Genomic DNA, 11,514 nt, shown 5'->3' on the forward strand with positions numbered 1-11,514 from the left:
ACGCGGATCGCCCGACAGAATCACCCCCATCTGTAGCGTCATCATGTTCAGACCATTGCAGTTCCTCAGCACGTACTGAACCAGCACTGCCGGATGGACAAGTGCCGTAAACGCTTTATAAAGCCTTCGAAAGTCAAAAAGGAGGGGCTGCATTCAGTCCCAGTAACCCCGCTCATAGGAATCATCGATATCGCTTTCGAGCTGACCCTTGATCACCCTCGTATCCTTCGTCTTGACCTTCACCTGCTCGATCTCGTGAACCATCAGTGACTCGGGTACAAACTCAATTGCGGAATCAGGTTGCTCACCTACCCACGGCAAATGGCCGTATTCATCAACAACAGGCAGAAGCGGATCAGGCGATATAGCCTGCGAAAACAGCACAATGTTTTTGCCTCCTTCATGCTTGTTCTGCGCAGACGCAAAAATAACGGCATCAATGGGCGGGGAATGTTGAGTGGCAAGGTACTCAGCGATCACCTGAGTTTGTAGGTACTCATGGTCCTGACCAGGTACCACAGGGCGACTGATGATGCTGTGGAAACTCTTCAAAAACTGCCGCCGTTCAATTTTTCGGCGATAGTCCGGTTCAAAGTAACTTATGACTTTCCTGTCGTAGGCATCCTCCAGCGCTGTGAAGTCGAATACTCGTATTTCTTTGGTGAGTTTGAACTCGCCACTGATGACTTTCCCACCGACGGGTGGCCTGAGCTCAGCGATGCACGTTTCACGTTCAAAGGCACCATAGAACACTGGAACACCCGCAGGACTCATCCGCCCGGCAGGCGCTAACTCTTTCGGAGGCGCTGCTAACTGCTTAGTGGGATCAGCAAAAATGGCCGAACTACGGTCCTTCGGTGGCGTACAGTCTCGCGCACGAAAAATCGGCTTGCTCTCGGTGGGATTTAGCGGACGAACGACACCAGGGCCAGAGCCCCATACCTGGTAATCGTCGATTCCCTCAAACAGCCACTCCAGAAATTCTCTGGCCTTGTGATTGAAGAAACGGCTCTTATGCATCAATCCGTTTCGAAAATCGAGCCAGTTTTCCTCTACGTCAACTGGTACCCATACTCTTCGTTCATAGGTACCCTCATCAAAGAACCCTTTGTTGCCTGGCGACTGGCTTACCAGCGTACCCAGCACGTAGTCGATGACCGAATTGCTCTCTTCATGGATTTGCAGGATCTCTCTTACGTAGTAACTGAGCGACTCACCCCGTCGTTCGGTATGGCTCATTCGATCCCTTTCAATGTCCCAGACATCGAATAAATCACCAGGCGTTACGTTTGTCAGAAGTATCTCGGCTATATCATCGGATAATGTCTCTAGCTCAATGGAAAACCGGTATTCCCCACAGTTCAAACATTTGCCCTTCACCCCTGAACCTACAATCCTCTGCTTCAAATAGTGATCCCCCACACACTCAAAGCAAATCGACTCTAGCAACTTGTCCATTTTCATCGTCCGACACCTTTAGATTTTGACGCTCGCGGGCATAGCTGGATGATCGCATCCATAGCCCACTGAACCAAGACGCCTTAATCCCCAGGGTGACTCTGAACACTCTTTAAACCCGATTAAAAGCCCAGGGTCACCCACTGGCCCGGGCTGTGCGCATTCGGTATTTATCTCAGTACTGAACAACATCAGCCGCGCTGTAATCATCAGCCTCGACCCACCTCCCAAGGCCCATCCCGAGCGCAAGATCATCATCGTTAAAGCCGTGCCGGCCGAGAAGATTTCGGTGTCCGCCAAGCTGCAGCAGCAGTTGGAGACACCACTTGCGCGAGAGCGGACAGGTGTCGGCTGCACGCTGGTCATCGGCGGTGAATGGAGTGAGAGTGGTACGCATAGGAAGTGTCCTGACACTGAAGAGAGGACAGGGTAGAGGCGAGAATGGTCAGAATGCGTCGTGAGCTGAAACTCCAATGACGCGCCTTTGTTTTCAGCAATCGAACGAGTCGATAGTGACCATGGCCCGGCTGGTTCAGACGGGCCATGGTGATCAAAGTAGGATCTTTGTGGTTTTTCCTAAGCAACCACTGGATAACAGGCATCACCCCATAGCGTTTCCGGGTTATCTAGCATCAGCAAAATAATCACCGGCACCAGCTTGCCGAGAAGGTTCGAGCAGTCGCGCAACTGATCTCGATTCACACTGCTGTTCCAGGTTGCGCCCCCATGCATTACCTGATTACGCAATGTATAAATTCGATTGAACAGAACACCGAGTACTGCTGGGGTATTGCGGTTGGCCAAGGCTTGCTGTGCTGCTCGCCGACCGCTGGCAAAGCGCTCGGTCCATTGTTGTTCGCTGATCTTGCCGTTCTGGTTATCCCAGAAACTCTGGAACACATAGGGGTTGTCCAGTAGCGCGCGAATGCTGCCAGAGAACTCCGACCAGACCAGGTTTTCGATCAGGTTGGCAGTGTCGAGCGCGCACAGTTTGTCCAGGAACGCCTTGAATGTGGACTGCTCGGAAAGGCGGTATTGCTCGTCAATATCGGTGGCGTAGGCGGAGTTGAAGGCGATCCACAGGAAGATAAAGCGCCCGTCGACATCGTCAGCTTGCTCGGCACGATTGAGCCAACTCAGCGCGCGATGAACACGCAAGGTGAGGTTGGGATGATGGCTTTCGCGTTCCTGGCGATGACGGGTCTTGAGTGCTTGATGGTCCATGGGGTGCCGATCCTTGAGGTCGTGGGCAGTACGCAAATAAATTGGAAGCGTCTGAAAACTTTACGTGTTTTTTGATTAAGCCCTGGCGTGGGTTGAGAAGTATCGATCTAGAGCCTGAGAACCTGCTCCATTTGTTTACCTGTACGGACAAACAACATGGACGGAGGCTGTGTTTTTACTTAGGGTATGGCCATTCGATATTACCCGCAAGGTGGTCTGCATCAAGCGCGAACAGTTCCTGGCTCAACCTGTAACTGAGTCCTTTATAGCTTGGTTTGTAGCAGTTTTTTCGCGGATGTTCGCTCGACGCCTGACTCACACACGACATTTAATCAGCGTGAAGCGTTCCTGGACGCTTCACCGGACTGGAAGCGACCATGCAAACCCGAAACGGAATTCAGCTGTATTCTGCCTCAGATATTTGCGGTTTTCTTGAGTGCCAGCACCTGACGGCGCTAGACCTTCAGAACCTTGTCATGCCTATGGAAAAAGCCGCGGCAAGCGATCAGAACCGACTGATACAGGACAAGGGCTTGGCCCACGAGGCGGCCTTTTTCGAGCGGCTCAAAAGCGAAAATGCCAACGTAGTCGACATTGCCGAGGGCAATCCGAGTTTCGCGCGCCGGGTGGAACTTACCATCCAGGCCATGAAGGCCGGCGCCGATATCATCTTTCAGGCGTCGCTTCAGGAAGGCGCCTTTATTGGCCATGCCGACTTCCTGCGCAAGGTGCCGCGAGAGTCGGCGCTGGGCGACCACAGCTATGAGGTGATCGACACCAAGCTGGCGAAAACGGCCAAGGCCAAGTTTCTTGTGCAGGTTGCGCTTTACTCGCGAATGCTGATCTCGATCCAGAGCGTACAGCCACAGTTCATGTACGTCGTACTCGGTGATGCTGCGCGTACCGAGCAGGCATTTCGGGTGGCCGACTACGCCGATTATCTGGAACATGTGCTGCAGCGTTTCGATGCGTTCGTGAACAGTGCCGAACCGCCAGTCACCTACCCCGAACCGTGCGGGCATTGTGGGTTCTGCGCCTGGCGTGATCGCTGCGACGAACAACGACAGCAGGACGATCACCTCTCGGCGGTAGCGGGAATCAGCCGTTCGCAAATCAAGAAGTTACAGAGTGCCGGCGTGACCACATTGCACCAGCTGGCGGACAGTCCCGACGAGCTGCGCATCCCGAAATTGCAGACAGAGTCGTTGAGCAAGTTGCGACATCAGGCGCGGTTGCAGTTCAAGGGGCGCTCCAGTGATGTCCCGTTGTTCGAGCTCCTGCCTGTCTTGGGTGAACGGCGTGGTTTCCATCGGATGCCCAAGGCGGTCGACGGTGATCTGTTCTTCGACATGGAGGGCAATCCGCTGGAAGAGGGTGGGCTGGAATACCTCTTCGGGCTTTACATCGACGAGGATGGGCAGCGAACCTTCAAACCGTTCTGGGCGCATACCCGGGAAGAAGAAAAGGTCGCCTTCGAGCAATTCATCGACTGGGTCATTGGCCATCTCAAGCGTTACCCCGACGCACATATTTACCACTACGCCAGCTATGAAGAGACGGCCATCAAGCGCCTGATGAGCCAGCACGGGACGCGTGAAGCACAAGTGGACTGGTTGCTGCGCAACGGCAAGCTGATCGATCTGTACAAGGTTGTGCGCGAAGCGATCCGGGTGTCCGAGCCCAGCTACTCAATCAAGAATATCGAGCACTTTTACATGGATCAGCGCGACGGCGACGTCACCAATGCCGGCGCGAGCATCGTGTTTTATGAGCGGTGGAAAGAGACCGGCGAATCGAAGTTGCTTGAGCAGATCGAGCGATACAACGAAGACGACGTGCTATCCACCTATCTTCTGCGTAAGTGGCTGTTGGAAATCAAGCCGTCGGATGCAGGCGCTTTTCTCGGGTCTGAAGCCGAAAGCGAGAAATCCATGGCGGAGCAAAAAGAGATTGAGATTCGCCTGGAAGATTATCGCGATCGTTTGCTGGGGGGGATGTGCACCGACGAAGAGGCCATGTGTGACGAGGATCAGGTCACGTTGCTCACCTTCCAGTTGCTCGACTTCCACCGCCGCGCAGATAAGCCGACGTGGTGGCAGCTGTTCAGCCGTCAGGACATGACAACCGAAGAACTGCTGGAAGATATCGAGAGTCTGGCCGGATTGCAGCGTACAAAAACACTGCCAAAACCGATCAATCGGTCTTATCTGTATGAGTACAGTTTCGAACCTCAAGAAACCAAAATGCGTACCGGTTCTCAGGGCGTCATCACCGAGTCCCTGGCCAGCGTACAGCTGGTTAATCTGGACCATGACAACGGTCTGGCGACATTCAAGGCTACCGAGAGAAATGCACCGCCTGATTACTTCGACATGATTCCCGGGAGGCCGATCCCGTATACTTCGCTGCGCAAGGCGTTGTTCCGTTATGCCGACAGCCTCTTGGCCGGCGAACAGCGCTTCCAGGCGGTTGCGGACTTTCTGCATCGACGCGCTCCGCGGGTGAAGGGCGTCAAGTCGGGTGCACCACTGCTTGATTCAAGCCTGCCTTCGATTGATGCCATCAAGCAGGTGGTGCGAAACCTCGAAAACAGCGTGCTTTTTATTCAGGGGCCGCCCGGTGCCGGCAAGACCTACACCGGCTCGCACGTCATCGTTGATTTGCTCAAGGCGGGCAAGCGCATCGGCGTAACTTCAAACTCGCACCACGCCATAAATAACCTGCTGGCTGCCGTTGAAACTCGTGCGCAGGAAGAGGGGTGCACTTTCACGGGATTGAAAAAATCTTCGGAGGGCGAAGGCACCGAGTTCACCGGCCGCTGCATCCGTTCCATCGAGGAAAAACAGCAGTTCCTCGATGCCTGGGGGCCGAACATTGACTTGACGGCCGGCACCGCCTGGCTATTCGCCGATGACACCTTTACCGAGCAACTGGATTATCTGTTCATCGACGAGGCTGGTCAGGTGAGTGTGGCGAACCTGGTCACGATGGGCCTGGCTGCGCGCAACATCGTCTTGATGGGCGACCAAATGCAATTGTCGCAGCCGGTGCAAGGCGTGCATCCGGGCCGCTCAGGGGATTCCATCCTCGACTATCTGCTGGACGGCACGCCTACTATCGCACCTGATCGCGGCGTGTTCCTGGCGCAAACCTGGCGGATGCACCCCAACGTGTGCTCGTTCATTTCGCAAGCCGTGTACGAAGGGCAACTTTCTTCGGCGCCAGGCACCGAGCGACGGGTGTTGTTACTGGATGGCCAGCGACCTGAGGTGCCGAAGAGCGGGCTAATGTTTTGCCCTGTGACGCACGATGGCAACAGCCAGAGTTCGGACGAAGAAGCGGCGCAAGTCAAAGCGCTTTTTGCGTACTTCTTGCGGCAGCGTTATGTGGATAACAAGGGTGTCGATCATGCGATGTGCATCGAAAACATCCTGGTAGTCGCTCCCTATAACCTGCAAGTGCAGTTGTTGAAACAGGTGCTGCCAGCGGGCGCTCGTGTCGGTACTGTGGATAAGTTTCAGGGGCAGGAAGCGGAGATTGTCATCGTATCGATGGCGACCTCGAATGAAGACTATTTGCCCAGAGACATTGGCTTCCTGTACTCGAAAAATCGCTTGAATGTGGCCGTCAGCCGGGCGAAATCGCTGGCGTGTATCGTCGCCAGCCCCGATCTAACTGCCATACGCTGCCTGACTCCGCACGACATGAGCCTGGTCAACGGTTTGTGCATGGCTGTCAGGTACGGGACGGCTGCCAATGCTCTCGCCCGGTGTGAGTAGTGCCATCAAGGTTTTTGTCATCTATCCGCAACAGGGAAGACAGTAATGCCATACACGCCCGCTTTGCTTCCTCTGCTGCAGAAGGCTTTGGCCTCGACGAGCTTTTGCGTTGATGACATGGAGGGGCTCGGCTTGGGGGACTGGCACGCTTCAGTGCTTCTCGACAATACGCAGTATCTGTCGTCGTTTGATCCGCTGGCGTTCAATGACCGGAATCTTGTGGGGGACACCCCACTGGACATCGCCTATCGGCTGAACCGAATCGCCCTGATCGAGAAGCTGGAGGCACTCGGTGCCTTGGGGGACAAGCAACTGCGGGGCTGGAAAGGCCTCGGCAGCTTCATGCCGCACGATAAATACATGCATCTTCCCGCCAGGCAGGGAAAAATAAAAACTCTTGAAACGCGTTTCCGGCTAGGCGGGAGTCTCAACCATCGGGATGTGGGCGGAAATACGCCTATTCATTGGCTCGCTATAAACGGCCACTTCAAGGCCGTCAAGTACTTCACTGATAACTACAATATGTTCGAACTTGATATGAATGCGAAGAACAATGAGGGCAATACCGCTCGAAATCTGGCCATCCTCCATGGCCATCACGACATAGCGCAGCAGCTGTTGATCCGGGAGATCGACAACTGGATCAGCGCTGCGCGTATCTGGCACGAGATGTCGGCCGGGTGGACATGGATGTCGCCGAATCGAAACGCATGACGGACCGTAATCGACTCGGAGCAACACACCATAAACCAGAGGTTTGTGGATCAGTCATGCATGAGCCAGGGGCGCAGCTCCTTGAGGTTGGTTGCCACGATTTGCTGTGCCTCAGGGTTAGTGGCCTGGTTTCTCGGGTCGATCTGATAGCGTTGCAATACATACTTCACCAGCGCCCTACGACTGGGCACCACTAGCTGGCCATCAATCATGCCGAAGTCGGTTTCGATGATTGACTTCTGCGCCGCGTTCAATCGCCCATCGGCTGCAAAGATGACGGGTATCTCGGTATTCCAGTCTTCATCCAGCTCACGAGTGTTCTGCGATTCGTCGAGCAAATCCGGCTGCCCCCGTAGGCGGCTGAGTACAAAGTCGCGGTACTGGCCATTCTTCTCGCAGTAAGCCCGTACATGCCATCGCATACCGGTGTAGACCAGCGTGTGAGGGGCTATGAGGCGAATCTCCACGTTCGGAGTATTGAGCGACACGTACTCGGTTTCCAGGCGCAGTCCATCGCGACAGGCCTTGAGCAATGGGCGCAGGACCTCAGGCCGAATCGGACGATCCGGGACTTCCAGCACTTTGGTGTGGGCGTAGGCCAGGGCGAGCCCGTCGATGTGCGGAGCGCGTTCGTTGTTCTGGTAAAGCAGGTGCAAATAGGCGCTGGCGCTATCGTCGATGAACAGCGGCGTGAACGTCTTGCTGGGCACGTAACCTTTTATTTTTTTGTCATATGTAAGATTTTTAGGCGCATGTTCTGTGATGTAGGTGTTGATGTCCTTGGACGCCTGCTGACGGCTGATGCCGAAGCTCTGCATCAAGTGTCCCGTGGTCAACCGGCCCTCCCACCAGGCAACTGTCTCAATCAAACGATAGCGAAGTGCCAGATCCCAGCGGACCTGCTCGATGGACTGCTTGCGTTTCATACCCTCTCCATGTGCGCGAATACTTTACCTGTATAAGTCTACATTCTAGACCTGTCGTATAACACTACATATCGTGTGTCTGTCTTCAAAATGAATAGAAGTCACGAAAGGAAGTGGACATGAGTATGTCAGAAGCGGTTTCGACGGGTGCATTGCTGATGATGGGAGCAATCTTGTTGGTGTTACTGCATCAGTGTCTGAGATTGCGTGAGCTTTGGCAGATGGCTATGAGCTGCCAAAAAAATGTGCGCTGGGCGCGGATCTGGGAAATGGAAAACCGCGAACTGCGTTCGGCGTTGCGAGCCGAGAAAGAGCACGTCCAGCAGTTACAAAGAAAGCTGGTGATTCTGCAGGAATTGATCCCGGCAGAGGGATGAGGGAAAGGACATGAACAGACTTGAACGGATCAAGGGTTGCCTGCTCGGCGGCGCCGTCGGTGATGCGCTAGGCGCCCCAGTGGAGTTTCTCGAATGGTCAGCTATTGAAGCTAAGTTCGGTCCACAAGGTATCGTTGATTTTGCCCCTGCTTTCGGTACCACCGGCGCCATCACCGACGACACTCAGATGATGCTTTTCACCGCAGAGGGCTTGCTGCGGGCGTATGTGCACGGCAGCTCACGAGGGGCTTGCCACGTCCCCAGCATTATTCATCATGCGTTGCTGCGCTGGCTGATAACCCAGGACTACCCTACGGCGATGCCAATCGACGTGGACGGCTGGCTGATCAATCAATCGGAACTCTGGTCTCGGCGAGCCCCTGGCACTACTTGCCTAGGTGCACTCAAGGTCAGTCCGCGGCTAGGCGCAGTTGCCGAGAACAACAGCAAAGGCTGTGGCGCCTTGATGCGCGTTGCGCCCTGCGCCTTTTTTGCAAACGCCTTTGACTACGCTGCCCAGTCAGGACGCCTGACTCACGGACATCCTACGGGCTACCTGGCGGCCGGGATGTTCGCCGATATTCTCCAGCGCATTGTCGATCGGCAAGACAGCTTGGAGCACGCGGTTACTCAGAGCTTGGCCAAATATGGACAAGCGCCGGGTATGGAAGAAACACGGAGCCTCATTGAGCGCGTACTTTTCTTCTTTTACGAGGGCTACCAGCCCACTCCGCAACGAATAGGCGAGCTCGGTGGCGGATGGATCTCCGAAGAAACGCTGGCTATCGGCTTATGGTGCGCCCTGGCAGCGCGTTCGTTCGAAGAGGGCGTGATCACGGCGGTGAATCACAGTGGCGATAGCGACAGTACCGGGCTCATCGCCGGGCATTTGTTAGGTGTTCAGTATGGTGCTGCGGCGATTCCTGCTCGGTGGTTCGAGCAATTGGAGCTGCGTGAAGTGATTGTGCAAATTGCCGAGGATGTCGAGCGCATTCCACGTGAGTACTGTGGGTATGGTGGAGAGTTTGATCAGCAGATTGAGCTAGAGTATCCCGCTGGCTGAAAGCGCTGATGGAGACGACTATGGATGAACTTTCAGGAGAGCTGCGATGCCAATTAAACCCAAACCTTTCACTTTTGTTTGTGATGAGTGTGGTTGGAAAAAAACTGTAGCACCACGTAGCGATGTATTGGGGCCCGGTGACTGGTTCGCTCGCTGCCCCAAATGCGGTAGCGAGGCGTTGAGTCATCGGCGAGCGGACGTTATCGATCGCACAGTGGCTGAATGGCTGGCGCAACTGCGACGCTTTTGAGTGCTCGTCGGTACGCGAAGTTATGTCAACTGCTGCAGTTGAGTCTGCATCGCCTGCAACCTTCTCAGGTCGCCGGCGAAGTGCTCATGTTGCTGCGTGCGGATTGGTGATCGCCAGGGTGATATGCTCATCATCCACAAGGCGAACTTCACCTTGCAGTAAACTGCCCTTGACCAGAACCTGCGGGTCGATGCGCAGACCTCCGCGGATCATGCTGAAGCTCAGACCTGTGGAGGCAATCCCGCTGCCGAACTCTACGATGATCTTTTTGATCTCCGGCTTGACCGCCAGCACCCGGATCTCGAAGTGCTCACCGATGGCAAGCGGGCGATTCAGCCATGTTCGTCGGAGTCTGTAGATCAATACGTGGCCGCGTAGCACTTCTTCGTCTTCGGCTACACCTCCGACGATGCGGGTGATCGTCTCGAGCATTTCCTGCTTGAGCTCACCGAAGGCGCCGACCATTTCGTTGAGTCGGCGCTGGTCATTGCGTAAGCGTTCGATTTGGTGCTTTACCGTTGCACGTCGTTTCTCAGCCAAATTCTCGGCGATGGGTAGCAGCTCGTTCATTGCGGCCAGCAGCTCACGGTTGCTGGCCGCGGCATTGCTGTTGTGGGCGATAATAGCGTCCAGCACTCGTGCGCAAGCCAAACGCTTCTCGGTGCGTTTGGGCTGGCTATTGAGCGTATCCAGCCAGGCGCGTGCGTCATCGCCGACAATGTGCTGACCATTGAGATCACCCAGTGGGGCAGCCCAAGCCATCAGTCCGGCCCGGATGATGCCCGCATCGTCGAGTGCCTGCGCTGTGCTGTTGAGGATCGCCTGGATGCGTGAACGACCGACCAGATCCGCCTGGGTGACGACGAAGAAGATCGGTTTGGGATGGTTGAGGGTACGCAGAAACTCGAGGTCATCGCGGCGGATCGAGCCGTTCTTGGCGCTGAGCAGCCAGATAACATGGTCGGCGTCGGCGAGCTGGCGCTGGGCGATCCGTGCATCGCTGTGCACCGCGTCGTTGCGGTCGGCCTTGCTGTAGCCGGGCGTGTCGAGGAATGCGAGGCGCTGCCACAGGCCGGGCAAATGGATCATCAGCAGGCGCAGGACATGAGCGAAACCAACCTCCACGCCGAGCGTTTCCTGGTAATGCTTCTGGAAGGCATGGGTGATTGCCTGCAGAGCGCTGCGATCCAGCGCGACCTCCTGGGTGAAGCTGTTCAGCGCAATGATTTCCTCACGCTCACCCTGCACGATGTAACTGGGAATCGCGGTGGTGGGCTCAAGCGATTCAGGTAGCACATCGACACAGAGCAGACTGTTGAGAAAGCGTGACTTGCCCGCACTGAAGCCGCCGCCGACACCAATTACTGTCTTGTTGGCCAGGTCGGGGAAAGCAACCAGGTCCTCCAGCGACTGCTCAAGCGCCACCAACTCGCGATAGGCTTGTGCCTCGGCCGGATAGTCGTCGCGTGCCGCGAGATTGACGAAGCTCTGGTGGATCAGTTGGTGCAAACGGTGTAACTGCCGACGATGTTCGCTGTGGATCACGCCCTGAGGCTGGGCGATCAGTCGGGTGATAAGTTGGAGGCCCAGTGCCGAATCTGCCAGATAAGGGTTGGCAGTTTCGGCTTCGGCGGCCTCCAGTTCTTCGAGGGAGAAGCTGAAATCAAGGGACATTTAGAATTCTTCTGTTTGCAGGCCACTGTCTCGTGTTGGCTGATATTTC

At 55.4% G+C, this 11,514-nt stretch carries 9 protein-coding genes; 4 read left to right on the top strand and 5 right to left on the bottom strand.

The annotated features are described in order from the left end of the window. Positions 1–153: 153 nt before the first annotated feature. From ACA073_RS10065 to ACA073_RS10075, 3 genes are all read right to left on the bottom strand, one after another. Positions 154–1,464, bottom strand: coding sequence for an RES family NAD+ phosphorylase (locus tag ACA073_RS10065; RefSeq protein WP_497403116.1), 1,311 nt, complete (start codon positions 1,462–1,464; stop codon positions 154–156). 169 nt (positions 1,465–1,633) lie between these two features. Continuing rightward, entirely contained in the window at positions 1,634–1,855 is a 222-nt protein-coding gene (locus ACA073_RS10070) for a hypothetical protein (RefSeq protein ID WP_017337819.1), read from the bottom strand. 179 nt (positions 1,856–2,034) lie between these two features. Beyond that, a complete protein-coding gene (locus tag ACA073_RS10075) occupies positions 2,035–2,682 on the bottom strand; it encodes a HEPN domain-containing protein (RefSeq protein WP_017337820.1) in 648 nt (215 codons plus the stop codon). A gap of 377 nt (positions 2,683–3,059) precedes the next feature. Here ACA073_RS10075 and ACA073_RS10080 point away from each other — a divergent pair, with 377 nt between their 5' ends. Both ACA073_RS10080 and ACA073_RS10085 read left to right on the top strand, forming a co-directional pair. Next, a complete protein-coding gene (locus tag ACA073_RS10080) occupies positions 3,060–6,461 on the top strand; it encodes a TM0106 family RecB-like putative nuclease (protein ID WP_497403117.1) in 3,402 nt (1,133 codons plus the stop codon). Between the two features lie 45 nt (positions 6,462–6,506). Further along, entirely contained in the window at positions 6,507–7,175 is a 669-nt protein-coding gene (locus ACA073_RS10085) for an ankyrin repeat domain-containing protein (protein WP_497403118.1), read from the top strand. Between the two features lie 50 nt (positions 7,176–7,225). On the opposite strand, the gene ACA073_RS10090 is transcribed toward ACA073_RS10085, so the two are convergent. Further along, entirely contained in the window at positions 7,226–8,101 is an 876-nt protein-coding gene (locus tag ACA073_RS10090) for a BrxR family helix-turn-helix transcriptional regulator (RefSeq protein ID WP_094990898.1), read from the bottom strand. A gap of 119 nt (positions 8,102–8,220) precedes the next feature. On the opposite strand from ACA073_RS10090, the gene ACA073_RS10095 reads away from it, so the two are divergent. Continuing rightward, complete coding sequence (locus ACA073_RS10095) at positions 8,221–8,478, top strand: hypothetical protein (RefSeq protein WP_302099525.1); 258 nt, start codon at positions 8,221–8,223, stop codon at positions 8,476–8,478. Between the two features lie 10 nt (positions 8,479–8,488). Continuing rightward, positions 8,489–9,541, top strand: a complete 1,053-nt coding sequence (locus ACA073_RS10100) for an ADP-ribosylglycohydrolase family protein (protein WP_497403119.1) — start codon at positions 8,489–8,491, stop codon at positions 9,539–9,541. 334 nt (positions 9,542–9,875) lie between these two features. On the opposite strand, the gene ACA073_RS10105 is transcribed toward ACA073_RS10100, so the two are convergent. Then, positions 9,876–11,465: a dynamin family protein gene (locus tag ACA073_RS10105; RefSeq protein WP_497403120.1), complete on the bottom strand. Its 1,590-nt coding sequence runs from the start codon at positions 11,463–11,465 to the stop codon at positions 9,876–9,878. Positions 11,466–11,514: the final 49 nt, after the last annotated feature.

It is taken from the genome of Pseudomonas sp. LBUM1670, assembly GCF_059695695.1.

Excerpts from the sequence above, each read along its gene's own strand:
- ACA073_RS10070 (WP_017337819.1), bottom strand. The coding sequence starts at position 1,855 with ATGCGTACCACTCTCACTCCATTCACCGCCGATGACCAGCGTGCAGCC.
- ACA073_RS10065 (WP_497403116.1), bottom strand. The coding sequence starts at position 1,464 with ATGAAAATGGACAAGTTGCTAGAGTCGATTTGCTTTGAGTGTGTGGGG.
- ACA073_RS10085 (WP_497403118.1), top strand. The coding sequence starts at position 6,507 with ATGCCATACACGCCCGCTTTGCTTCCTCTGCTGCAGAAGGCTTTGGCC.
- ACA073_RS10080 (WP_497403117.1), top strand. The coding sequence starts at position 3,060 with ATGCAAACCCGAAACGGAATTCAGCTGTATTCTGCCTCAGATATTTGC.
- ACA073_RS10095 (WP_302099525.1), top strand. The coding sequence starts at position 8,221 with ATGAGTATGTCAGAAGCGGTTTCGACGGGTGCATTGCTGATGATGGGA.
- ACA073_RS10075 (WP_017337820.1), bottom strand. The coding sequence starts at position 2,682 with ATGGACCATCAAGCACTCAAGACCCGTCATCGCCAGGAACGCGAAAGC.
- ACA073_RS10100 (WP_497403119.1), top strand. The coding sequence starts at position 8,489 with ATGAACAGACTTGAACGGATCAAGGGTTGCCTGCTCGGCGGCGCCGTC.
- ACA073_RS10090 (WP_094990898.1), bottom strand. The coding sequence starts at position 8,101 with ATGAAACGCAAGCAGTCCATCGAGCAGGTCCGCTGGGATCTGGCACTT.
- ACA073_RS10105 (WP_497403120.1), bottom strand. The coding sequence starts at position 11,465 with ATGTCCCTTGATTTCAGCTTCTCCCTCGAAGAACTGGAGGCCGCCGAA.